Genomic DNA, 21,551 nt, shown 5'->3' with positions numbered 1-21,551 from the left:
CAGTCGTCTCGCCGTCGCAGTACCGAATGCTCAGCGGTCACCCGCCCGCTGGCTTGCCGTTGCCTGTCGCAGCAGACTGGCAAGCTCCTCGACCGGCTTGACCGCCGAAGTCGGCGCTGCCCCGGCCAGGACCATCACCGGTACGCCCGATATACCGCGTTCGACGGCGAGGCGCTTGTCGGCGCGCACGGCATCGGCGAAATCGTCGCCGGTGAGCAGCTCCGCCACCGCGCTAGGCGCAAGCCCGGCCTCGCGGCCGAGTCGGTCCAGCACGCCTGTCACGGCGATGTTCTCCGCCTCGCTGTGATAGGCACGCAGCAGGCGTTCCATCACCGCGTCGGCCTTGCCGCTCGCCGCACCGAGATGAACCAGCCGGTGCGCGTTGAAGCTGTTGGTTGGGCGGGCGTTCTCCAGGTCGAGCTTGAGCCCCTCCGCTGCCCCAAGTGACACGATCTGTGCGATCCGCGCCTCGGCCGCGTCGCCGCGCCATTGCCTGATCATATCGGCGGCGCTGTCGCCTGGCATCGGGCCGCCTTCGGGCGACAGCTCGAAACTCCGCCACACGATCTCGATCGGCGTGCCGGCAAGCACAGATGCCGCTTCAAGGCGGCGCTTGGCGATGTAGCTCCAGGGGCACAACACGTCGGAGTGAATCTCGATCTGCATGATGTCCTCCCGGCTCAGGCGTCGATCGGGCGCGGACCGGGCACCACTTCGCGGACAAGGTTGTAGCGCGGCGGGCCGCTCATCCTGGGCTCGGCCTTGCCCTTGAGGCCGTCGATCACGCCCTGGATCGCGGCGATGCGCGCGGCATTGTCCGAAACGCGTTCGAACTCGCGGTGCGCCGTTTCGCTTTCCCAGTGGATGATGTTGTAGACGCGCGTGCCGTCGGTGCTGGCGAACAGGTGCGCCGACTTGTAGCCGGGATAGAACCGCACCCACTTTTCCTGCAGGCCGGCGAAGGCGTCGATCAGCTCGCGTTGCGTCTGGGCGCCGTCCACGGTGTAGTCGATGATCGAGTAGAAACCCTTGGTATCTTGCATCTGCTTGTCCTTTCGTCGGTACGATGAGCCGAAGGTAAGGACAGGCGGCCGGCCCGATTAGCCGGACATTTCAGGATGCAGCTTCCGGATCGACGGAAGATCAGCCGGCGAACAGCTGGCGCGGGAAATGAGCGACGACGTGGTCGATGAAGGAGCGCAGGCGCCTGGAGACGATGCGCTGGCGCAGATAGACGATGTGGATCGGCTGCGCCTCGCCGCGCCACTCGGGCAGCACCGTCACAAGCTCGCCACTGGCGAATTCCCGGGCCAGGAACGCAGCCGGCACCAGCGCAATGCCGTGGCCCGCGACGGCCTGGTGCCGCAATGATGAAAGCTGGTTGCCGGTGAAACGACCGGAGATGTTCAGCTCGTGGACGTCGCCGCTGGCGTGGCGAAGCTGTGCTGCGCCATATCCGGCAAAGGACATCAACTGGCCGGCATCGATGTCGCGGGGATGGCCGATCGGCGTATTTGTTGCGAGATAGCCTGGCGATGCCACGAGCTGCAGCGCGGCACTGCCAAGCGACCGCGCAACCAGCCCCGAATCGTCGCGCAGCGCGCCGACCCGGATGGCGACGTCGATGCCATCAGTGAACAGGTCGGCGTTGCGGCCGCTCAGATTAAGCTCCAGCGACATGTTGGGATGGGCCTTGAGATAGCCGCTCAGCAGCGGCGCCAGCACGTCGTCCATGGCGATCGTGCTCGCCACCCTGAGTTTGCCGCTCAGCCCGGCTGCCGTGTCGGTCAGCTCGGCCTCGTAGCCGCGCAGCTCGGCGAGTGCCCGCGATGCCACCTCGTGATAGCTGGCGCCGGTTTCGGTCAATGCAAGACGCCGCGTCGTGCGTTTGAGCAAGGTGCTGCCGAGGCGGGCTTCAAGTGCTGCGATGCGCTGGCTTATCGTCGAGACGGGGATGCCGGTGGCGCGGGCCGCGCCGGAAAAACTTCCGGTCCGAACGACCTCGAGGAAAAGATCAACCGAATCGAGAGCCATACCCTTGCCGATCATGCCGTGGCGCGAGCCGGTAAAGTATTCAGCGGCGTCCGACATGCAAGAGCCGCCGATGGATCATCGACGGCTCTTGGCAATACTGTCATATTTGTAGGCGGTTACGCCAGCGCTGGCTGCGTCCAGCGCGCGGCGATCAGCCGGTAGGGGATCAGCGCGAAGACGGCGATCAAAAGCTTCACGGTGAGGTCGCCGAGCGCCCAGGAGATCCAGCGCGCCGCTTCGAACGGCAGCACGCCAAACAGCGGGGCTGCTTCCAGGGCGAATGCATCCTCGGGGCCGATGAAGGCGAAGGCTGCCGAAAAGGCGATGCCGAAGAAGATCGCCGTGTCAAACACCGAACCGACAAGCGTGCCGAAGATCGGCGCACGCCACCAGCTCTGCCGGCGCAGCCAGTTGAACACGGTGATGTCGAGCAGCTGCGCGGTCAGGAAGGCGGCACCCGAGGCGACAGCGATTCGCGCCAGGCGATCGGCGGCGGTGTCGAAGGGGATCAGGCCATAGCGGAACAGCACTGGCGGGATGACGATCGAGCAGACGACCGCGGTCATGAAGCCGACGAACACGATACGCCGCGCCAGCTTCGGGCCGTAGCGCCGGTTGGCAAGGTCGGTGACCAGGAATGAGAAGGGGTAGGTGAAGGCGCCCCAGGTCAGGACGTCGGCGAGCGCCAAGGGTCCGACCTGTCCCTGCATCGGGAACTGGACGAGGATGTTGGAAGCGACGACGACAAGCGCCATGGCCGCCACGAAAGGCAGATATTTTGAACCGGAGTTCATTTTTTTATCCTGGGTAATGGAACCAGCGGTACGGGCTTCGCCCGGGCGGATTTGGCGGAGCCTCTATCGTCCTTGCGGCCGTCAGAGGCTCCAGGCGGTCGTCCCCCGCCTCAATCGACGATTAGGCTGCGGCCTGCTCGGCGTTCTTCTTGGCGATCTGCTTCTTGAGCAGGCGCGCACGCTGCGACAGCTCTTCTGCGTCAGCCTTGATCAGGAAGGCGTCGAGGCCACCGCGATGCTCGACCGTGCGCAGGGCGTTGGCCGAAATGCGCAGGCGCACGTTCTGGTTCAGCGTCTCGGAGATGAGCGTGACGTTGACCAGGTTCGGCAGGAAGCGACGACGGGTCTTGTTGTTGGCGTGGCTCACATTGTTGCCGGTCATGACGGCTTTGCCGGTGAGTTCGCAAGCGCGGGACATGTTACTTACCTTCAGTTCTGGCGGACCAAGCGACGATAACGCACCGATTAAGGATGGCGCGCGGTCTCAGTCAGGCGGCCTCATGGAAAAAGTTGGCGTTCCATAGTTGTATTTGGCTGACGCGTCAAGCGTCGTGGTCGTTTCCGGGTGTTGTCCCCAACTCCACAGAATGGCCGGAATTGGTTCTATAACCGATCGCAAGGGACACGAACAGCGCGAACTCAGCTTCCGCTGACGATGAGGTGTTTCCGAAATGCCCCGCCTTTCGCCTGTCCTGCTCGTCTTCTCTATGGCCCTGCTGCCGTCGCCGCTGCTCGCCGCCGGAAAATCCTTCAGTGGCGATTATTCGCTCTCGTTCCTCGGCATTCCGGTTGCCAAGGCGACCTTCGACAGCACCTATGAAGGAAACTCCTATGTCGTGAACGGCAGGGTCTCCAGCGCAGGGCTGGCGGCGTTCTTCGACGATACGCGCGGCACGATCTCGTCGCGCGGCAGTTTCGGCGAGGGCCGCACCAAGCCGCGTGCCTTCCGCGCCGACTATGTCTCGGGCAAGGTCAGCTCGCTCGTTGCGGTCGGCTTCTCCGGCGACCGCGTCACCAGCACCGAGGTCGTGCCGCCGCCCAAGAAGCGCGGCAAGACGTGGATTCCGCTCGGCGCCAACGACTTGCGCGGCGTCGCCGATCCGATCGCCGCAACCGTCATACGCGCGCCAAGCCTCGACAAGGTCTGCGGCCGCACGGTCAGGATCTATGACGGCGAACTGCGTGCCGACCTCAAGCTGACCGAGGTGTCGCGCAAGAAGATGGCGGTCAAGGGTTTTGAAGGCGACACTGTCACCTGCCGCATGGGCTTCCAACCAGTCTCTGGCTACCGCACCGACAAGAAGGCGCTGACCTTCCTGCGCGACCGCAGCCGCATCATGGTGACGTTTGCGCCGCTCGGCGAAACCGGAGTATATGCGCCCATATATGCGACCGTGAGCACGGAGATCGGAACGATAACCGTCAAGGCACGGCGCTTCGAAGCGACCAATTGAGCATGACCCGAACTGGGCACGATCCCGAAAAGTGGCCACCGGTCTTCGGATAAGATCATGCGCCACTGAAAGTGGGGGCCGGTTTCCGGACGCGGTCATGCTTCACGGCTAGGGCGCGTTGCGCCAGGAGGGGTAAGTGGGGCGCGCAACCTTGATCGGATTTTCGGCGGTCGCCATGTGGGCGCTGCTGGCCTTGCTCACCGACGCTTCCGGTACGGTGCCGCCGTTCCTGATGTCGGCGATCACCTTCGCCATCGGCACCTGTGTCGGCCTCGTCGCCCGCTTGTTCCTGCCGAAGCCCGACAAGGCCGAGAAGATCCCGGCGCAGGTCTGGGGCATAGGCATCGTCGGCCTGTTCGGCTACCACTTCTTCTACTTCACGGCACTGCGCAACGCGCCGGCGGTCGAAGCCAGCCTGATCGCCTATCTCTGGCCGCTGTTCATCGTGCTCGGCTCGGCGCTGATGCCGGGCGAACGCCTGCGCTGGAACCACATTGCCGGCGCGCTGCTCGGCCTCGCCGGCACCTTCCTGATCGTCGCCAAGGGCGGCGGGCTGGCCTTCGAGCCGCGCTACGCCTTCGGCTACATCATGGCCTTCGCCTGCGCCTTCCTGTGGTCGGGCTATTCGCTCCTGTCGCGCCGTTTTCCCTCGGTGCCAACGACCGTCGTCACCTGGTTCTGCCTGGCGACCTCGGTGCTCTCCTTCGCTTGCCATCTGGCGCTGGAAGAAACGGTCCTGCCGGCCAATGCCGGCCAGTGGCTCGCCGTGCTTGGCCTCGGCCTAATGCCGGTGGGTGCGGCCTTCTATGCCTGGGACATCGGCGTCAAGCGCGGCAACATCCAGGTGTTGGGCGCGGCAAGCTACGCTGCCCCGCTGCTGTCCACCCTGGTGCTGATCGCTGCCGGCTTCGCCGAACCATCCCTGCGCATCTTGGCCGCTTGCGTGCTGATCACCGGCGGTGCCGTGCTGGCAGCCAAGTCGCTGATCTTCGGCGAGCGCAAGGCTGCGGCAGCGAACGGGGCAGGGGCCTAACCCGGCTCCCAGCCAGGTTCCGCCAGCTCGAACTGGGCGAATTCGAAGCCCGGTGACACGGTGCAGCCGACAAGCGTCCAGTCGCCCAGGCTGCGCGCCGTCTGCCACCAGCCTGATGGCACCACGCATTGCGGCCGCTGGCCGGCGGCGATGTCGACTCCAAGCGTGTGGGCGACGAGGTCGTCGCCTTCCTGGAACAGTCTCAGCTCGATCGGCGCGCCAGCATGGAAGTGCCAGATTTCGGCGGCATCCTTAACCCGATGCCAGGCGGAGACTTGGCCTTGTTCGAGCAGGAAATAGATCGCCGTCTGGTTGCCGCGCGGGCCATGCGGTCCGCCTTCGGGGCTGTCGCGAAAGGTCTCGACATACCAGCCGCCCTCGGGGTGGCGTTGCATGCCGAGGCTGGCGATGATCTCCGCAGCTCTCATGATCAGAAGTTGTCCTTGCGCTTGCGGACCTCGGCGAAGACGTCGACGTCTGCTGCCTTTTCCATGCCGAGATGCTTGCGGATGGCGGGATCAGCCCAGCGCATGAACGGGTTGGTGGCAAGCTCCTCGCCGATTGTCGTCGGCAGCGTCGGCTTGCCCTCGGTGCGCAAGGCCTCGATTTTTTCGGTGCGGGCGCGCAGGGTGGCGTTGTCGGGGTCGATCGTCAGCGCAAAACGGGCGTTGGACAGCGTGTATTCGTGCCCGCAATAGACCACCGTCTCAGGCGGCAAGGCGGCAAGCTTCTTCAGTGATTCGAACATGACAGGTGCCGGGCGCTCGAACAGCCGGCCGCAACCCAGCGCAAACAGCGTGTCAGCGGTGAACGCCACCTTCGATTTCGGCAGGTAATAGCAGACGTGGCCGGCGGTGTGGCCGGGCGTCTCGATGACCTCGATGGTCTCGTTGCCGAAGGGAATCACCGAGCCTTGCTCGACGGTGTCGTCGATGCCGGGGATTTTCTCGCGTTCCGCCTCGGGTCCGACGATACGCAGCTTGAAACGCTGCTTGAGAGCCAGATTGGCCTCGACATGGTCGGCATGGTGATGCGTCGTCAGGATCGACGACGGCGTCCAGCCGCTATGTTCGATCGCCGACAGGATCGGGCCTTCCTCCGGGGCGTCGATGATCGCCGTCTCGCCGGTTTCGCGGTCGTGCAAAAGCGCCCCGAAATTGTCGGTGCGGCACATGAAAAGCTTGATCTCGACAGCCATGGCAAAACTCCAGTTCGGAAGAACGATAGGGCGCGCTGGCAAACCTGTCACGCCAATTGGGGCGGGGTCGTTGAAGTCCGTGGGCGGCGCGTCTACCTTCCAGCCATGAATTCCGACATCGTCGACCTTCGCTCTTTCTACTCGACGCCGCTTGGCCGCCTGGCCGAGCAGTCGATATCCATGGCGCTGTCGTCGGTGTGGGCCGGCCTGCCCAATGAGCGGCTTGTCGGGCTCGGCTACACGCTGCCCTGGCTCGACCGATTCGGCAGCGACGCCGAGCGCGTCTTCGCCTTCATGCCGGCAACCCAGGGCGCTGTCGTCTGGCCGGTCAACGGTCCGTCCTCGACGGCACTTGTCTTCGACGAGGAGCTGCCGCTTGTCGATTCCTCCGTCGACAGGGTGCTGCTCGTCCATTCGCTCGAGCATGCCGAGAGCCCGCGCGAGACGCTGAAGGAGATCTGGCGCGTGCTGTCGCCGGCGGGGCGCATCGTCATCGTCGTGCCCAACCGTCGCGGCATGTGGGCGCGTTTCGAGCACACGCCGTTCGGCACCGGGCGCCCGTTTTCGTCAGGGCAGCTCAACGAGCTGCTGCGCGAGGCCAATTTCACCGTCTCGGCGTGGTCGGACGCGCTGCATTTCCCGCCGTCGCGGCGCAAATGGATGATGAAGTTCGACCACCTGTTCGAGCGTGCCGGCCGCCGCCTTTGGCCGATCTTTGCCGGCGCCATTGTCGTCGAGGCGCAGAAGCGCGTCTACCAGGGCATTCCGGTGGCGCAACGCGCCTCGCGGCGCGTCTTCGTGCCAGTGCTGTCGCCCAGCGGCGCCTCGCGCGGGTTCCCGGCGCTGCGGCGCGGCGACGCCGAGCACGGCGGCTGAGCACCAGCTCACGAAGGGGTGAAGCAGCCCCACTTCCATTCCTCCGCCATTGCCGCGACACTGGTCCATCCGACCGGAGAGCCTGCAAACGATGCTGGGCGTGCTGGCCATAGTCTTGTGTCTGGGCTGCGAGGTACCGCGCCCCGTGGCTGGTGTCGCTGTCGATGTCGAACTCGTGCTTGCGGTCGACGTCTCGCGCTCCATGGATCTGGAGGAATTCACCCTCCAGCGCGCCGGTTATGTCGAAGCACTGCGCCATCCCGATTTCGTCGACGCGGTGCTGTCCGGCCAAAACGGCCGCGTCGCCATCACCTATTTCGAATGGGCCGGCACCGTGCGCGAGGAATCGCTGGTGCCGTGGCAGATCATCGACGGGCCGCAGAGCGCTGCCGCCTTCGCCGCAAGGCTCGAGGCGAGGCCGTTCAGCGGCTTTCGCGGCACCTCGATCTCGGGCGCGGTCACCTATGGCGCCAGCTTGTTCGATCAAAACGCTGCCGATGGCTTTCGCCGTGTCATCGACATATCGGGCGACGGGCCGAACAATTTCGGCAATCCGGTGATCCCCGCGCGGGATGCCGCTGTGGCCCAGGGCATCGTCATCAACGGCCTGCCGATCCTGATCCGGCCGTCGCGAACGGCGTCGCGGCTCGACCGCTACTACGCCGAATGCGTCACCGGCGGCCCCGGCTCGTTCGTCCTGCCGATCAAGGCAGCATCCGAGTTTGCCACCGCGATCAGGCGCAAGCTGGTGCTCGAAGTCAGCGGCGACACCCATGCCTTGCCGGTCGTCAGGATCGACACTGAGCCCCGGGTCGACTGCATGGCCGGCGAACGCGACAGGCGGATCTACTCCGATCCCTATTTCCCGGAGCTCGACCGCTAGGTTTTCTGCGCCCTGTTTCTGGCTGCATCTTAAAATAGTGCCGATTGCACCCTAGATGACGCGGGCACCAAACCCGTTCGACATCACAGGGATTTTCCTCCTGACCGACGTTATCAACCAAAAGCGCGCCGTGCAGCATTCCAAGGGCAAGCGCGCGATGCTGATCGTCAATCCGCGCGCCCGCCGCGGCGGCGGGTCGATCGATGCCGCCCGTCAGGTGCTCGTCGATGCCGGCCTCCAGATCGAGGAGATGGCGACAAGCAAGGACGAGAACGCCTCCGAGCTGATCTCGCGCCACGCAGATCATTTCGACATGGCGATCGTCGGTGGCGGCGACGGCACGTTGAACAATGCGGCTGCCGGTCTTGCCCATTGCGGCCTGACGCTGGGCGTGCTGCCGCTCGGCACCGCGAACGATTTCGCCCGGACAATGGGCATTGCGCCGGACCCGGTGAAGGCAGCGGAAGTCATCGCCGCCGGCCACCAGACGACTGTCGATCTCGGCGAGGTCAACGGCCACCTGTTCTTCAACGTCGCCAGCATCGGCTTCAGCGCCGAACTGGCGGGCGAGCTCACCGAACACGCCAAGAAGCGCTGGGGCACGCTCGGCTACGGCATCGTCGCCGCCCGCATGCTGATGCGCTCGCGCCTGTTCACCTGTTATGTCGACCATGACGACACCACCGAAAAGATCCGCACCATGCAGGTCTCGGTCGGCAACGGTCGCCATTATGGTGGCGGCATGACCGTCGAGGAGACCGCGACCGCCGACGACGGCTGGCTCGATCTCTACAGCCTTGAGGTCGATCACTGGTGGCGGCTGCTCAGGCTTTTGCCCAGCCTGCGCAAGGGTACGCAAGGCCAATGGGACGACGTCCGCGCCTTCAAGACCACCGAGGTGACGATACGCACCAAGCAGCCGCGCCCCGTCAACACCGACGGCGAGCTGGTCACCTGGACGCCGGCGCATTTCCGCATCCGGCCCAAATCGGTGAACGTGTTCGTGCCGAAGGGCTGACGCTGCCGCGCCAGCCTCAGGCCGCGTTTCAATCACGGACTGTTTTGCCAACGCGGTGATATGCAGCCGCCGTTGAATGGCACACTCTGCGCGCGCCGATTCGCTCGAAGCGGCCAGCCGGAGGATGCGCATGCCAGGCCAATCGTTCATCCAGACCAATCGCGAGCCTCTGGCAGCAGATGTCGATGGCGGGTTTTTCGACCATCTGAAGATGGCGCGGCAGGCGCTTGCCGGCTCGCCGGTGAGAAGGACCCTTGTCTGGCTCGGCCTGTCGACCCTTGCCGTCATCCTTGCGACGTCGGCCGGGCAGATCGTGCTGAACCGCTGGAACAAGCCGTTCTACGATGCGCTCGAAAATCGCGACCTCGACGCCTTCCTGCACCAGCTGACGATCTTCGCGGCGATTGCCGGTTGCCTCTTGGTGCTCAATGTCGGCCAGCAATGGCTCAACCAGATGATCCGGCTCAAGCTGCGCGAGGGGCTGACGCTTGACCTCATCACCGAATGGCTGCGGCCGGGCCGCGCCTTCCGCCTCGCCAATGCGGGCGCCGTCGGCGTCAATCCCGACCAGCGCATGCAGCAGGACGCGGGGCATCTTGCCGACCTCACCACCGACCTTGCCATCGGCCTGCTGCAGGCCTCGATCCTGCTGGTTTCCTTCGTCGGCGTGTTGTGGAGCCTGTCGTCGGGCTTTGTCTTCCACGTCGGCGACCGCTCGTTCAGCATCCCGGGCTACATGGTCTGGGCGGCGATCGTCTATGCCGGGTCGGCCTCTCTGCTGAGCTGGCTCGTTGGCCGGCCGCTGATTGTCCAGAACGCCGATCGCTATTCGCGCGAAGCCGAACTGCGCTTCTCGATGGTCCGCATCAACCAGAACATCGATGCCATCTCGCTGGCGCGCGGCGAGGCTGATGAAAAGCGCCGGCTGGAGCTTGATCTCGCCGGCGTGCTCAATTCGCTGCGCCGCATCTTCGCCACCCAGATCAATCTCGGCTGGGTCACCGACGGCTATGGCTGGTTCACCGTGGTCGCGCCGATCCTGGTCGCGGCGCCGGTCTACTTTGCCGGCGACATCAGCTTCGGCGGGCTGATGATGGCGGTCAGCGCTTTCAACCAGGTCCACGCCTCGCTGCGCTGGTTCATCAACAATGTCGGCGCCATCGCCGACTGGCGCGCCACGCTGATGCGTGTCGGCGTGATCCGCCGCGTGCTGGTCGCCGCCGACGTGCTGCACGACAAGGAGGAGCGCATCGACCTGGCCGAAAGCCGCGACGGCAGCCTGGCGTTCGACGATCTCCAACTGGTTTCGCCGAGCGGCTGTATCAGGCTTTCGGAGCCGCATCTCAGGGTCAAGCCGGGCGAGCGCCTGCAGGTCACCGGCGAGGCGGGCGCCGGCAAGACGCTGCTGTTCCGTGCGTTGGCCGGGCTGTGGCCATGGGGCAAAGGCCGGATCGAACTGCCTGCCGGCAGGCAGATCGCCTTCCTGCCGCGCGTCTCCTACCTGCCGCCTGGCACGCTGCGCGAGGTGCTGGCCTATCCCTCCAGCGGCACCGTGCTCGACGACAAGGATTTTGCCGAAGCGCTCGCCGCCGTCGGGCTGGAGCGCCTGGCGACTTCGCTCGATCGTGTCGCGCACTGGAATGAGGAGCTCACCAGCGACGAGCTGCGGCTCGTCGCCTTCGCCCGGCTGCGCCTGCATAAGCCCGACTGGGTGATTGTCGACGAGGCTTTCGAGACGCTCGACGCGGCCGCGCATCAGCGGGTCAAGGACATGTTCGAGGGCGAGCTTGCCAACACCGGTGTCGTCTATTTCGGCCCGCATCGTCACAATGGCGGCCTGTTCGGCAGGACCGTCCATCTTGCCAAGGACAAGCGCGGACCGGTGCTCAAGCCGGTCCGCATCAAGGATGTGGCCAAGGCTGCGGCTCCCGCCTGAGCCGACCTCGCTGCAGGCCCGCCGGAGTGGGCCTGCAGCGAGCGTGCTCAGATGGCTTGCGTCTCCGGACAAGGCTTGGACACGCCGGACGACTTGCCGGCACCAAACAGCGCGAAGCTGAGCGCCGCCAGCACCCACACGCCGAGACCGCCATAAAGCATCACCCAATGGAAGCCGTTGACCAACGCGGCATGGACCGCGTCGGCCGGTACCGCGAGCGCGCCCGGTGTTTCCTCGACCGCCCCGCCGGCGGCGATGCGTTCGGCCAGCGACCGCAGCTGGCCGGCATCGGCACCCGCGGGCAGGGCGTCCCTCAGGCCGGCAAGGATGCCCTCGACGAGCACGAAGCCCATGACGGCGATGTTGACGGCGAGTGCGATCAGCCTGGCGCTGGCGTCGATGCCTGAGGCCATGCCGGCGCGGCTGGCCGGCACCGAGCCGGTGGTCATGTTGGTGGCGGGCGTCGTCGTCAGGCCAAGGCCGATGCCGGCGAGCAGCGCGCCGGGCAGTACGGTCAGGCCGCTCGCCCCTTCGGCAGGGCTGCCCAGCCACATGGCGATGAAGCCGAGGCCGATGGTGAACAGGCCGAGCGGGATGACGACGCGCGGGCTGGTGCGCAAGAGCAGGTACTGCGCCACCGGTGACATCACCAGGAACGGCACGGTGTAGGCGAGTACCGCGAGCCCGGTTTCAGTGCTGTCATAGCCGAGGCCGACGGTGAAATAGATCGGCAGGTAGACCATGAACGGCCAGTAGCTGAAGTTCATGCCGACGCAGCCGACGATGGCGCCGGAGAAGTCGCGAATCCTGAACACCGAGAAGTCGAACATCGGATGCGAATGCCGCCGCTCGACCGCGACGAAGGCGATCACGCCGACGAGCGTCGCTGCGGCAATCGCGATCGCCGTTGGGCTGAGGAAGCCGAGATCAGCGCCTTGCGTGATGTAGTAGGTCAGTCCGAAGACGGCGGCGCTCAGGATGACGATGCCGGGCAGGTCCAGCTTGGTGGCCTGCGGGTCGCGCGATTCTTTCACGCTGCCGAAGGTCAGCGCCAGGCACAGCAATGCCAACGGCGCGTGCACGAGGAACACCCACTGCCACGTTGACAGGGCAACAATCACGCCGCCGATGATCGGGCCGAAGCCCAGGCCGATGCCCGATATGACGCCCCAGATGGCGAAGGCGCTGCTGCGCGCTTTTGCGTCCTGGAACTGGTGCGAGAGAATGGCGATCGAGCAGATGAACATGGCGCCGCCGGCCATGCCCTGCAGGAAGCGACTGATGATCAGCACCGTCGTGTTGGGGGCGAGACCGCACATCAGCGACGTCACGCCAAAGGCGGCGACCGTCACGGTAAACACCAGCCGGCGGCCGTAGCGGTCGGCCAGCGTTCCCGTCGCCATCAGCACCGTCGTGCAGGCGATGGTGTAGGCGTTCATGATCCACTGCATGTCCTTGAAGTCGGCATGCAGCACATGTTCGAGCGTTGGCAGGATCACCGGCACGCTCGATATCTCAAGGCCGAACATCAGCGCCGACAGGCAGATCGCCCCCAGCGCCAGAGTGTCTCTCATCGTCAGCTTCATCCCGTGTCTCCGTCTGGCGGCGTCGGGGGAGGAGGTCCGGTGCCGCTGGTTATTTGGAAACATCTGAGATATGCGAAGCTTGAACATGCATAAATGCTATGTAAACCTATATCAGTGATAACAAACTAGGATAGATGAGATGCTGTGGCTCGACGCCGAGGCCGTCCGCAACTTCGTCATGGTCGCGGATCTGCAGAGTTTCACGCGTGCCGCCGATGCCATGGGCTCGACCCAGGCTGCGGTCAGCGTCAAACTCAAGCGGCTGGAGGAGCGTGTCGGCCGCAAGCTGATCGAACGCACCCCGCGCCGCGTCAGGCTGTCGGCGGACGGCGCGCTGTTCATCGAATCGGCACGTGCCTTCCTCACCGCCCATGACCATGCGGTCGCTGGCCTGTCGTGTTCGGCGCGGCGCTTCACGCTCGGCATTGCCGGCCATGTCGCTGGACCGGAGGTGACGACGCTGCTTGCCCGTCTCAGCCAGCACGACCCGGCCTTGACCATCGAGGTCCAGGTCGACAATTCGACGCTGCTGCTCGATGCCTTCGACCGTGGCAAGCTAGATGCCGCGATCGTCCGGCGCGAGGACGACCGGCGGGACGGAGAGGTGCTGGGACCGGAACATTTCGGCTGGTTCGCGACGCCCGAGTTCGATCATCGCCCCGGCGAGCCGATCCGGCTGGCGACGCTGTCGCGGCTGTGCGGCGTGCGCGATCTCGCCACACGCACGCTCGACGATGCCAGCATTCCCTGGGTCGAGGTGTTTGTCGGCGGCGGCTCGTCGCTGGTCACCGCGGCCGTCTCGGCCGGGCTCGCCACCGCAGTCTTCCCGAGTAGGCTGGCGCCTCCCGGAACCGTCGAGGTCAGCCGCAAGTTCGGCCTGCCCGATGTGCCGGCAACCGAGATCGTGCTGCACTCGACGCTCACCGACCGCCGCTCGCGCGAAGCCCTGCGCATCCTCGCCTGCGCCTTCCACGAGCACCGGGCCAAGGCGGGGTAGGGGCGGAAGGCCGAGCCCGGGTTGCGGACGCGGCCTTGATTGGTGCTAGCGACCCTTGCCGATGCTCTCCAGATCATACTCCGTGGTCTGGTAGACCCGGTTGATCCAGTTGCCGAACAGCAGATGGGCGTGCGAGCGCCAGCGGTTCAGCGGCTTACGCTGCGGGTCGTCGTCGGGGTAATATTCGTGCGGCACTTCGATGGTCACGCCGGCCGCCACGTCGCGGTCGTACTCTTCCTTGAGCGAGGTCGAGTCGTATTCGATGTGGTTGAACATGTAGAGCCGGTTGCCGGCTTCCTCGGAGAGCAGGCTCGGGCCGGTCTCTTCCGATTCCATCAATAGCTCCAGGCCGGAATCCTCGGGAATGTCCGAGGCGCGGACCTCCGTCCAGCGCGACACCGGAATGGCAAAATCGTCGGAGAAGCCGGCGAGATAAGGCGAGGCAGGCGCGTTGTTGTTGTGGCGGTAGACGCCGAACGCCTTGTCTTCCAGCGTGTGCTTGGGAACCCGGTGGAAATGCCAGGCGGCGGCCATCGCACCCCAGCAGATGAAGAACGGCGAATGCACGTTGGTCGTGGTCCAGTCCATGATCTGCTTGAGTTCATCCCAATAGGTCACGTCCTCGAAGGGCAGCAGCTCCACCGGGGCACCGGTGATGATGAAGCCGTCGAACTTGCGGTCCTTCACCTCTTCCCATGTCTGGTAAAAGGCGATGAGGTGATCCTCTGAGGTGTTCTTGGCCTTGTGGGTGCCGATGCGCACCAGGGTCAGCTCGACCTGTAGCGGACTGGCGCCGATCAGGCGCGCGATCTGCGTTTCCGTCCTGACCTTGTTGGGCATGAGGTTGAGTAGGCCGATCTGCAGTGGACGAATGTCCTGACGGAGAGCGGTCTGCTCATCCATGATGGAAACGCCCTCTTTTTCCAGCACTTCGCGGGCGGGGAGTTGATCCGGGATCTTGATCGGCACTGTGCGAACTCCAGAAACAAAAAAACCGGCTTGCAGTCGCATAGCCGGTTTACGGATCGCAAACGGCCCTTTAGCGACTTGTTTAACGTGGCTGCAAGCCGACCGGCCAAATCACCACGGGTCTATGCCCTGCTATTACGCCCGGTCGCCGATTGCGTCAACCGCGACCCATTCGTCCGGCCAGACCGGGCAGTTCCGCCGGTTTTCCTCGACATTGCGTGCACCGGGCGGTATTTCCGCTGCGGCCTCCGGCCGGAGGCGCCAATCCAGGATATTTCGAAATGACCAAGGCACCCGAGCAGATTCGCCCCGAACCCCGCGCCGGCATCATGGACATCACAGCCTATGTCGGTGGCAAGAGCTCCGCTCCGGCAGGCGTCGCCAAGGTCCATAAGCTCTCGTCGAACGAAAATCCGCTCGGCGCCTCGCCCCATGCGATCGAGGCCGTGCAGAGGCTTTCGCATAAGATGGAGTATTATCCCGACGGGTCGGCGTCACGCCTGAGGCAGGCGATCGCGGCGACCCATGGGCTCAACCCGGCCAACATCCTGTGCACCAACGGTTCCGACGAGGTGCTGGGCCTGTTGTCCCAGAGCTATCTCTCGCCGGGCGACGAGGCCGTCTACACCGAGCACGGTTTCATGGTCTACAAGATCTACACCCAGGCCGCCGGTGCCACGCCGGTCGTTGCCAAGGAAGATGCCGAGAAGGCCAGCGTCGACAACATCATCGCCGCGGTGACGCCGAAGACGAAGATCGTCTTCCTCGCCAACCCCAACAACCCGACCGGCACCTACCTGCCGTTCGAGGAAGTGCGCCGCCTGCACGCAGCACTGCCGAAGAACGTGCTGCTCGTCCTCGATGCGGCCTATGCCGAATATGTTCGCCGCAACGACTACGAGTCGGGCGTCGAGCTGGTCGCGGCCAACGAGAACGTCGTCATGACGCGTACGTTCTCGAAGATCCACGGCCTCGGCGGCATGCGCATCGGCTGGATCTATGCGCCCTCGCACATCATCGATGTGCTCGAGCGCATGCGCGGTCCCTTCAACGTCAACGCGGCGGCGATCGAAGCCGGCGTGGCGGCGATGGAAGACCGTGGCCATGTCGAGCGCACGGTGGCGCACAACGCCAAGTGGGCGGAATGGCTGGTCGCCGAGTTCGAAAAGCTCGGCCTGCGTGTCACGCCTTCGGTCGGCAATTTCCTGCTGGTGCACTTCCCCGATGACGGCAAGCACTCGGCCGCTGCCGCCGACGAGTATCTGACGGCGCGCGGCTATATCCTGCGCAGGGTCACCGGCTACGGTTTCCCCAATGCGCTGCGCATGACCATCGGCACCGAAGAAGCCAATCGCGGCGTCGTCGCCGCACTCACCGAATTCCTGAAAAGTTGAACCATGTCAGATCCTCTCTTTGAAAAGATCGCCCTCGTCGGCATCGGCCTGATCGGCTCATCGCTGGCCCGCGTCGTCCGCCGTGAAGGGCTTGCCCGTCACATCGCCATCTCCACCCGCAGCGCACCCACGCTCGCCCGCGCCGAGGAACTCGGCCTCGGCGACAGCTACGCGACCGACGCAAAGGTGGCGGTTGCGGATGCCGACCTGATCATCGTCTCGGTGCCGGTCGGCTCCTCAGGTGCCGTGGCGATCGATATCGCGTCGGCGCTGAAGCCGGGCGCCATCCTGACCGACGTCGGCTCCACCAAGGCCTCCGTCATCGCGCAGATGGCCCCGCATGTGCCGGCGGGCGTGCACTTCATCCCCGGCCACCCGCTGGCCGGTACCGAGAAATCGGGTCCCGACGCCGGTTTTGCCGAGCTGTTCGAGAACCGCTGGTGCATCTTCACGCCGCTGCCCGATACCGATGCGGTGGCACTGGAGAAGCTGTCGGAGTTCTGGCGCCGCTGCGGCTCCAACATCGACACGATGGACCCCGAGCATCACGACATGACGCTCGCCATCGTTTCGCACCTGCCGCACATCATCGCCTACAACATCGTCGGCACCGCCGACGATCTGGAGTCGGTGACCAAGTCGGAAGTCATCAAGTATTCGGCCTCGGGTTTCCGTGACTTCACCCGTCTGGCGGCCTCCGATCCGACGATGTGGCGCGACGTCTGCCTGCACAACAAGGACGCGATCCTGGAAATGCTGGCGCGCTTTTCCGAGGACCTGGCGTCGCTGCAGCGGGCGATCCGCTGGGGCGACGGCGACAAGCTGTTTGAGATGTTCACCCGCACCCGCGCCATCCGCCGCTCGATCATCGACGCCGGCCAGGAAGTCGACGTGCCGAACTTCGGCCGCGAGGCGATCGAACATCCAGTGAAGAGCTAGGGCAGTAAGGGTGTAGGGCATTAGGGCAGTCGGGCAATATGCTACTGCCTTACTTCCCTATTCCCATACTCCCCTAGTCCACCGCCGGCACCATCCCGAGCGGGATGAACCCCAACGTCGCCTGGCCCTTGACGATCTTGAGCGGCAGGGTCGGCGCGTCGCCGAGCAAGGCGAGGCCGGTGAAGGCGGTCTCGAACTGCTTGCTCTGTTCGGGCATGACCTGAGACAGGATGCGCGAGAGCTCGCGTGGGTTCTGGATCGTCACCTTGAGATCGGCGTCGATCAGGCCGTCCTCGGCGACCGACCACGGGCCGCTGAGTGCCACGCCTGTCGTGCCGCCCGTCGTCAGCGTCAGCGAGCGAATGCTGCCCGACTGGCCGCGCAATGCCGGCTGCCTGCTCTCCACAAGGGCGACGCCGTTGTTCAGCGAGGTGTCGGCGCTGCCGTCGAGCTTGGGCAGCGTGCGGCCGCCGATCGCCTGCGGGTCGATCTGAAGGCCGGTGAACGTGCCGGCAAGATCGATGTTGGCGCCGTTCGGGCGCAGATGCGTCTGTGTCTGCTCGGCGGTGAACAGCGGCTTGGCGACGCCGTCGATGAAGGCCGCCTGGCCGGAAAGCTTGAGCGTTTCGACTGAAATCCGTTCAGGCAGGGGCTTTGCGATCCTGGCACTGGCATGCAGCAGGTCCCAGTTGAACTGCAGTTGCGGCAGGTCGGGCGCGGTGATCCTGAGCGGCCCGTCGATCTCCAGCACCGAGTGCATCGGCTGGTAGACCTGGGCGGCGGTGCGGAAATTGCCGGCGCTTGCTGAAATCCTGCGTCCCGCATCCTCATAGTCCAGCCGGTCGCAGAACAGGCCGATGCGGAACGGAAAGCCCTTGATCTCGGGGTTGGCGCATTCGAGCGACACGCCATCGCGGTTGACGCCGGCGATCGCCTTGCGCACCTCGCTTTCGGCCTTGCCGGCGAACCAGAACCATCCAGCGCTGTAGCCGCCGAACAGAAGCACGATGAAAAGTCCCAGCCACATGAAGCGGCGGCTGTAGTTCGGTCTTGGTTCCTGACTTGACGGCATGCTTGGGCTCTCGCTAACGCGGTTCTGTTCACCGCGATCACCAACAGGCTGGCGATATGGGCGATTTTTGGGTTTTTGGCTACGGTTCGCTGATGTGGCGGCCAGGTTTCGCGCATATCGAGACGCGCCGTGCCCGGCTGATGGGTTTTCGCCGCTCATTGTGTATCCGCTCCTGGATCCATCGTGGCACCGAGCAGCGTCCCGGACTGGTGCTCGGCCTCGACCGTGGCGGTTCTTGCGTCGGCCTCGCCTTCCGCGTGCCCGGCGACCTGCGCGACGAGGTGCTGGCCTATCTCAGGGACCGGGAACTCGTTACCAGCGTCTATCTTGAGCGCCGGCTGACCATCCAACTCGATAAGGGCGAGAAGGCAGAGGCAGTCTGCTACATCGCCGACCGCAAGCATCATCAATATGCCGGCAATCTCGACGCGGCGCACGCGGCCGAGATCGTTACCGGCGCGGTCGGTCAATCGGGCCGCAACGAGGACTATGTGCTCAGCACAGTCGAGCATCTCAAGGCGCTCGGCATTCGCGACCATTGGCTCGAAGAGGTGGCGCGGCTGGTCGGCAAACAGGCCTGATGTCAGGAGGCAAAATCAACGCCCGATTTTCGGCGGCGCGGGGTGCGGACTCGCGCTAAGGATCAACCATGTTGTTCCAACGCCCCGATGACGACACGCTCTACGATGCCCTGATCGCCCGCGACGCAGGCTATGACGGCTTTGCCTATGTCGGCGTAAGGACGACCGGCATTTTCTGCCGGTTGACCTGTTCCGCCCGCAAGCCCAAGCGCGAGAACGTGCAGTTCTTCGACACCACCGCCGAATGCCTGCATGCCGGCTTCAGGCCTTGCCAGCGCTGCCGGCCGATGATGGGCACCGGCGAGCCAGAGCCGCTTGTCGCGACGCTGGTCGACGCACTCGAACGTGAGCCGGAGCGGCGCTGGCTGGAGGCCGACATCGTCGCCATGGGGCTCGATGCTTCGACGGTGCGGCGCGCCTTCAAGCGCCGCTTCGGCATGAGTTTCCTCGAAATGGCGCGGCTGCGCCGGCTGGGGCAGGCTGCGGAGCGGCTGACGTCAGGCGACAGCGTCGTCGACGCGCAGGTCGAGGCGGGTTTCGATTCCGGCAGCGGTTTTCGCGCGGCGATCACCCGGCTGCTCGGCGAGGCACCAGCCAAGCTGCGTGGCAAGACAATGCTCAAGGCCGACTGGATCGAGACGCCCATCGGCCCGATGATCGCCATCGCCGACCAGCATGCCCTGCACATCCTCGAATTCCTCGAGCGCAAGGCCTTGGCGACGGAGGTGCGTAAGCTGCAGGCGGTCACCGGCTCGGCTATCGCCTTCGGTCGGGCAGCACCCATCGACCAGATCGAGACGGAGCTCGGCGCCTATTTCGCTGGCAAGTCTGCGGAGTTCGCCACCCGGCTGGCGCCGCAAGGCACGGCCTTCGAGCGCCAGGTCTGGGATTGCTTGCGACGTATCCCGGCAGGTGTCTCGGCAACCTATTCCGGCCTCGCCGCCGAGATCGGCAATCCCGCTGCCGTGCGCGCCGTCGGCCGCGCCAACGGCGCCAACCCGATCGCCATCGTCATCCCGTGCCACAGGGTTGTCGGCGCCAGCGGCGATCTCACCGGTTATGGCGGCGGCCTCTGGCGCAAGCGCTGGCTGCTCGAACACGAGCGGCGCATGGCCGCTGGCTAGCCAGCCAGCTCAGCCGACCTCGACGCCCAGTTCCTTCAGCCGCTTCACCGCCGTAGGCGGCATTGGCGGCGGGTTCTTCGAGCGCGCCGCTTCGATCAGGAACTCGTCGCAGGCGGCCTCGGTCTCCGAGATCAGGCGCTGCATGAATTCCTCGCGCGACAGACCCGCCGGGATCGGCTTCAGGAAACGTGCCTTGATGGTGCCGGGGAAGCGCAGGAACTTGCGGCGCGGCCAATACAGGCCGGCGACATGGGCAACCGGCACCACCGGCATGTTGAGCGCCGCATAGAGCTCGGCGATGCCCCATTTGTAGGCCGGCTCGTCGCCGGGCGCGCGGCGCGTTCCCTCGGGATAGATGATTAGCTGGCGGTCGTTCTGCATTTCCCGGCGGGTCGCCACCACAACCGCCTTCAGGGCCGCCGAGCGCTTGCCGCGGTTGACCGGGATCATTTTCATCTTGGCGATGTACCAGCCGAAGAACGGGATCCACATCAGCTCGCGCTTGAGGATGTAGAGCGGGTCGCGCAGATACGGGAAAAAGGCGATGGCGTCCCAGAACGACTGGTGCTTGGGGGCCAGGATGAACGAACCCGCGGGCAGGTTCTCAAGCCCCGTCACCTCGCTTTTCGTTCCCGCGATCTTCTCCTGCAGCCACAGGCTCGAGCGCGCCCAGAACTTGGGCACCAGCCAGGCACGGTGGCGCGGAGACAGGAAGTAGTAGGGCGTCCAGAAGATCATCTGGACGATCAGGCTGACATAAAAGACGAAGTTGAATGCCAGCGAGCGGATATGGAGCATTGGTGAGGAGCGCCTGAGGACGGGGATTTCGCCGTTGGTTACACCAAGCCGCCCGAAAAGGAAAACGCCGCTCGCGCGCAATCGGGCTTTTGCGCGGGAGAGCGCCTATTCGGCGGCGGCCTGGACCACGACCATGCCGTCCGAGGTCGGCTTTACCGGCACGATGCCGCGCGCCAGCGCCAGCAGGTACTTGTTGTATTCGGTGAACAGCACGCGGAACGCCTCGGGCTTGGTCAGCCAGCGGCCCTCGCCAAGCTTGGAGTTGACGACCGGGTAGGGCTCAAGGCTCGCCTTGCGCAGCAGCCGGCCCATTTCCAGCATGCTGCGCGGCATGTGGTAGTTGTTGGTCACGAGGATGACGCGGGCATAGTCGTGGCTCTCCACCCACTTGGCGCTTTCCTCGGCATTGCCGATGGTGTCGAGCGCGGCGCGGTCGATGTCGACCCGGTTGAACAGCGACTTGTCGCTGCGCGTTGCCAGCTGCAGCTGCCGGCGCGTCGCCGCGGGATGGACGCCGCTGATCAGCAGGCGTTCGCCCTTGCCTGCCTTGAGCAGATCGAGCGCTGCATCCAGCCGTGACTGGCCGCCGGTCAGCACGATGATGGCGTCGGCCTTTGCGGGGTTGGCAGGCGTGGTCAGGCTGCTGACATGGGTCGCAAACAGCGCAAAGCCGCCGGTGAAGATGAAGGCGGCTGCGACGAGGATGAACAGTATGCGGCGCAAAAATTTCATTCCCCGGCGCGGCTTGAGCCCGGCCGGGTAGAATTTCCTTTCCGAAACCGTCCCCGATGCGGCGAGCGCGTTCTGACCCATCACGAAGCCATGGTTAAGCAGGGATTGCGGCTTTTGCAGCGCCTATCTAAGC

The 21,551-nt window shown here is 65.0% G+C and carries 23 protein-coding genes and 1 riboswitch; of the genes, 11 read left to right on the top strand and 12 right to left on the bottom strand.

What is annotated here, in order from left to right:
- Positions 1-30: 30 nt before the first annotated feature.
- The 5 genes from ACSQ3E_RS27275 to rpmB all read right to left on the bottom strand — a co-directional run bounded on the left by ACSQ3E_RS27275 (position 31) and on the right by rpmB (position 3,246).
- Complete coding sequence (locus ACSQ3E_RS27275; RefSeq protein ID WP_436125061.1) at positions 31-666, bottom strand: DsbA family oxidoreductase; 636 nt, start codon at positions 664-666, stop codon at positions 31-33.
- A 14-nt stretch (positions 667-680) separates the two neighbouring features.
- Positions 681-1,043 carry an antibiotic biosynthesis monooxygenase gene (locus tag ACSQ3E_RS27270; RefSeq protein WP_436125060.1) on the bottom strand — a complete coding sequence of 121 codons (363 nt, stop codon included), beginning with the start codon at positions 1,041-1,043 and terminating at the stop codon, positions 681-683.
- Positions 1,044-1,143: 100 nt separating this feature from the next.
- The gene (locus tag ACSQ3E_RS27265; protein ID WP_436125059.1) at positions 1,144-2,091 is read right to left on the bottom strand and encodes a LysR family transcriptional regulator; all 948 of its coding nucleotides are present in this window, start codon (positions 2,089-2,091) and stop codon (positions 1,144-1,146) included.
- A gap of 59 nt (positions 2,092-2,150) precedes the next feature.
- The gene (locus ACSQ3E_RS27260; RefSeq protein WP_436125058.1) at positions 2,151-2,828 is read right to left on the bottom strand and encodes a queuosine precursor transporter; all 678 of its coding nucleotides are present in this window, start codon (positions 2,826-2,828) and stop codon (positions 2,151-2,153) included.
- Positions 2,829-2,949: 121 nt separating this feature from the next.
- On the bottom strand, positions 2,950-3,246 hold the full coding sequence (gene rpmB, locus ACSQ3E_RS27255; RefSeq protein WP_067957607.1) for a 50S ribosomal protein L28: 297 nt from the start codon (positions 3,244-3,246) through the stop codon (positions 2,950-2,952).
- 253 nt (positions 3,247-3,499) lie between these two features.
- On the opposite strand from rpmB, the gene ACSQ3E_RS27250 reads away from it, so the two are divergent.
- The gene (locus tag ACSQ3E_RS27250) at positions 3,500-4,282 is read left to right on the top strand and encodes a DUF3108 domain-containing protein (protein WP_436125057.1); all 783 of its coding nucleotides are present in this window, start codon (positions 3,500-3,502) and stop codon (positions 4,280-4,282) included.
- 136 nt (positions 4,283-4,418) lie between these two features.
- Positions 4,419-5,315, top strand: a complete 897-nt coding sequence (gene yddG, locus ACSQ3E_RS27245) for an aromatic amino acid exporter YddG (RefSeq protein WP_436125056.1) — start codon at positions 4,419-4,421, stop codon at positions 5,313-5,315.
- Here the strand turns inward: yddG and ACSQ3E_RS27240 are convergent.
- Positions 5,312-5,746: a cupin domain-containing protein gene (locus ACSQ3E_RS27240; protein WP_436125094.1), complete on the bottom strand. Its 435-nt coding sequence runs from the start codon at positions 5,744-5,746 to the stop codon at positions 5,312-5,314. The genes yddG and ACSQ3E_RS27240 overlap by 4 nt on opposite strands.
- Positions 5,746-6,513 (bottom strand): hydroxyacylglutathione hydrolase, encoded by a 768-nt coding sequence (gene gloB, locus ACSQ3E_RS27235; protein ID WP_436125055.1) that lies wholly within the window; start codon positions 6,511-6,513, stop codon positions 5,746-5,748. The genes ACSQ3E_RS27240 and gloB overlap by 1 nt, the downstream gene beginning before the upstream one ends.
- Positions 6,514-6,618: 105 nt before the next feature.
- Here gloB and ACSQ3E_RS27230 point away from each other — a divergent pair, with 105 nt between their 5' ends.
- The 4 genes from ACSQ3E_RS27230 (at position 6,619) to ACSQ3E_RS27215 (ending at position 11,226) form a co-directional block, all read left to right on the top strand.
- The gene (locus ACSQ3E_RS27230; RefSeq protein ID WP_436125054.1) at positions 6,619-7,389 is read left to right on the top strand and encodes a class I SAM-dependent methyltransferase; all 771 of its coding nucleotides are present in this window, start codon (positions 6,619-6,621) and stop codon (positions 7,387-7,389) included.
- 91 nt (positions 7,390-7,480) lie between these two features.
- Positions 7,481-8,272 carry a DUF1194 domain-containing protein gene (locus ACSQ3E_RS27225; protein WP_436125053.1) on the top strand — a complete coding sequence of 264 codons (792 nt, stop codon included), beginning with the start codon at positions 7,481-7,483 and terminating at the stop codon, positions 8,270-8,272.
- A 55-nt stretch (positions 8,273-8,327) separates the two neighbouring features.
- A complete protein-coding gene (locus tag ACSQ3E_RS27220) occupies positions 8,328-9,290 on the top strand; it encodes a lipid kinase (protein WP_310328132.1) in 963 nt (320 codons plus the stop codon).
- A gap of 130 nt (positions 9,291-9,420) precedes the next feature.
- On the top strand, positions 9,421-11,226 hold the full coding sequence (locus ACSQ3E_RS27215) for an ABC transporter ATP-binding protein/permease (protein WP_436125052.1): 1,806 nt from the start codon (positions 9,421-9,423) through the stop codon (positions 11,224-11,226).
- A gap of 47 nt (positions 11,227-11,273) precedes the next feature.
- Here the strand turns inward: ACSQ3E_RS27215 and ACSQ3E_RS27210 are convergent, their stop codons facing one another.
- Positions 11,274-12,812, bottom strand: coding sequence for an MFS transporter (locus ACSQ3E_RS27210; protein ID WP_436125051.1), 1,539 nt, complete (start codon positions 12,810-12,812; stop codon positions 11,274-11,276).
- Between the two features lie 139 nt (positions 12,813-12,951).
- On the opposite strand from ACSQ3E_RS27210, the gene ACSQ3E_RS27205 reads away from it, so the two are divergent.
- Positions 12,952-13,809: a LysR family transcriptional regulator gene (locus ACSQ3E_RS27205; protein WP_310328139.1), complete on the top strand. Its 858-nt coding sequence runs from the start codon at positions 12,952-12,954 to the stop codon at positions 13,807-13,809.
- A 45-nt stretch (positions 13,810-13,854) separates the two neighbouring features.
- Here ACSQ3E_RS27205 and metA read toward each other — a convergent pair whose 3' ends face one another.
- The gene (gene metA, locus ACSQ3E_RS27200) at positions 13,855-14,778 is read right to left on the bottom strand and encodes a homoserine O-acetyltransferase MetA (protein ID WP_436125050.1); all 924 of its coding nucleotides are present in this window, start codon (positions 14,776-14,778) and stop codon (positions 13,855-13,857) included.
- 50 nt (positions 14,779-14,828) lie between these two features.
- Positions 14,829-14,906: riboswitch (SAM riboswitch) on the bottom strand.
- 153 nt (positions 14,907-15,059) lie between these two features.
- On the opposite strand from metA, the gene hisC reads away from it, so the two are divergent.
- Together hisC and ACSQ3E_RS27190 are read left to right on the top strand one after the other, a co-directional pair.
- Positions 15,060-16,172: a histidinol-phosphate transaminase gene (gene hisC, locus ACSQ3E_RS27195; RefSeq protein WP_436125049.1), complete on the top strand. Its 1,113-nt coding sequence runs from the start codon at positions 15,060-15,062 to the stop codon at positions 16,170-16,172.
- Positions 16,173-16,175: 3 nt separating this feature from the next.
- Positions 16,176-17,111: a prephenate/arogenate dehydrogenase family protein gene (locus tag ACSQ3E_RS27190; RefSeq protein WP_436125048.1), complete on the top strand. Its 936-nt coding sequence runs from the start codon at positions 16,176-16,178 to the stop codon at positions 17,109-17,111.
- Between the two features lie 73 nt (positions 17,112-17,184).
- On the opposite strand, the gene ACSQ3E_RS27185 is transcribed toward ACSQ3E_RS27190, so the two are convergent.
- The gene (locus ACSQ3E_RS27185; RefSeq protein ID WP_436125047.1) at positions 17,185-18,138 is read right to left on the bottom strand and encodes a DUF2125 domain-containing protein; all 954 of its coding nucleotides are present in this window, start codon (positions 18,136-18,138) and stop codon (positions 17,185-17,187) included.
- A 101-nt stretch (positions 18,139-18,239) separates the two neighbouring features.
- Here ACSQ3E_RS27185 and ACSQ3E_RS27180 point away from each other — a divergent pair, with 101 nt between their 5' ends.
- Both ACSQ3E_RS27180 and ACSQ3E_RS27175 read left to right on the top strand, forming a co-directional pair.
- Positions 18,240-18,764 carry a gamma-glutamylcyclotransferase gene (locus tag ACSQ3E_RS27180; protein ID WP_436125046.1) on the top strand — a complete coding sequence of 175 codons (525 nt, stop codon included), beginning with the start codon at positions 18,240-18,242 and terminating at the stop codon, positions 18,762-18,764.
- A gap of 68 nt (positions 18,765-18,832) precedes the next feature.
- Positions 18,833-19,888, top strand: coding sequence for a bifunctional transcriptional activator/DNA repair enzyme AdaA (locus ACSQ3E_RS27175; protein WP_436125045.1), 1,056 nt, complete (start codon positions 18,833-18,835; stop codon positions 19,886-19,888).
- A 9-nt stretch (positions 19,889-19,897) separates the two neighbouring features.
- On the opposite strand, the gene ACSQ3E_RS27170 is transcribed toward ACSQ3E_RS27175, so the two are convergent.
- A complete protein-coding gene (locus ACSQ3E_RS27170) occupies positions 19,898-20,686 on the bottom strand; it encodes a lysophospholipid acyltransferase family protein (protein WP_436125044.1) in 789 nt (262 codons plus the stop codon).
- 105 nt (positions 20,687-20,791) lie between these two features.
- A complete protein-coding gene (locus ACSQ3E_RS27165) occupies positions 20,792-21,418 on the bottom strand; it encodes a YdcF family protein (protein ID WP_310328151.1) in 627 nt (208 codons plus the stop codon).
- Between the last annotated feature and the right edge of the window lie 133 nt (positions 21,419-21,551).

It is taken from the genome of Aminobacter sp. LjRoot7 (assembly GCF_964252895.1).
Classification (GTDB): Bacteria; Pseudomonadota; Alphaproteobacteria; order Rhizobiales; family Rhizobiaceae; genus Aminobacter; species Aminobacter aminovorans_B.
Note: the sequence above shows the minus strand (reverse complement) of the source record. Positions and strands in the feature narration are given on the sequence as shown.

Excerpts from the sequence above, each read along its gene's own strand:
- ACSQ3E_RS27165 (WP_310328151.1), bottom strand. The coding sequence starts at position 21,418 with ATGAAATTTTTGCGCCGCATACTGTTCATCCTCGTCGCAGCCGCCTTC.
- ACSQ3E_RS27180 (WP_436125046.1), top strand. The coding sequence starts at position 18,240 with ATGGGCGATTTTTGGGTTTTTGGCTACGGTTCGCTGATGTGGCGGCCA.
- ACSQ3E_RS27185 (WP_436125047.1), bottom strand. The coding sequence starts at position 18,138 with ATGTGGCTGGGACTTTTCATCGTGCTTCTGTTCGGCGGCTACAGCGCT.
- ACSQ3E_RS27225 (WP_436125053.1), top strand. The coding sequence starts at position 7,481 with ATGCTGGGCGTGCTGGCCATAGTCTTGTGTCTGGGCTGCGAGGTACCG.
- gloB (WP_436125055.1), bottom strand. The coding sequence starts at position 6,513 with ATGGCTGTCGAGATCAAGCTTTTCATGTGCCGCACCGACAATTTCGGG.
- ACSQ3E_RS27270 (WP_436125060.1), bottom strand. The coding sequence starts at position 1,043 with ATGCAAGATACCAAGGGTTTCTACTCGATCATCGACTACACCGTGGAC.
- ACSQ3E_RS27230 (WP_436125054.1), top strand. The coding sequence starts at position 6,619 with ATGAATTCCGACATCGTCGACCTTCGCTCTTTCTACTCGACGCCGCTT.
- ACSQ3E_RS27220 (WP_310328132.1), top strand. The coding sequence starts at position 8,328 with ATGACGCGGGCACCAAACCCGTTCGACATCACAGGGATTTTCCTCCTG.
- ACSQ3E_RS27170 (WP_436125044.1), bottom strand. The coding sequence starts at position 20,686 with ATGCTCCATATCCGCTCGCTGGCATTCAACTTCGTCTTTTATGTCAGC.
- ACSQ3E_RS27190 (WP_436125048.1), top strand. The coding sequence starts at position 16,176 with ATGTCAGATCCTCTCTTTGAAAAGATCGCCCTCGTCGGCATCGGCCTG.
- ACSQ3E_RS27265 (WP_436125059.1), bottom strand. The coding sequence starts at position 2,091 with ATGTCGGACGCCGCTGAATACTTTACCGGCTCGCGCCACGGCATGATC.
- ACSQ3E_RS27210 (WP_436125051.1), bottom strand. The coding sequence starts at position 12,812 with ATGAAGCTGACGATGAGAGACACTCTGGCGCTGGGGGCGATCTGCCTG.
- ACSQ3E_RS27250 (WP_436125057.1), top strand. The coding sequence starts at position 3,500 with ATGCCCCGCCTTTCGCCTGTCCTGCTCGTCTTCTCTATGGCCCTGCTG.
- ACSQ3E_RS27215 (WP_436125052.1), top strand. The coding sequence starts at position 9,421 with ATGCCAGGCCAATCGTTCATCCAGACCAATCGCGAGCCTCTGGCAGCA.
- hisC (WP_436125049.1), top strand. The coding sequence starts at position 15,060 with ATGACCAAGGCACCCGAGCAGATTCGCCCCGAACCCCGCGCCGGCATC.
- ACSQ3E_RS27175 (WP_436125045.1), top strand. The coding sequence starts at position 18,833 with ATGTTGTTCCAACGCCCCGATGACGACACGCTCTACGATGCCCTGATC.
- rpmB (WP_067957607.1), bottom strand. The coding sequence starts at position 3,246 with ATGTCCCGCGCTTGCGAACTCACCGGCAAAGCCGTCATGACCGGCAAC.
- ACSQ3E_RS27260 (WP_436125058.1), bottom strand. The coding sequence starts at position 2,828 with ATGAACTCCGGTTCAAAATATCTGCCTTTCGTGGCGGCCATGGCGCTT.
- ACSQ3E_RS27275 (WP_436125061.1), bottom strand. The coding sequence starts at position 666 with ATGCAGATCGAGATTCACTCCGACGTGTTGTGCCCCTGGAGCTACATC.
- ACSQ3E_RS27205 (WP_310328139.1), top strand. The coding sequence starts at position 12,952 with ATGCTGTGGCTCGACGCCGAGGCCGTCCGCAACTTCGTCATGGTCGCG.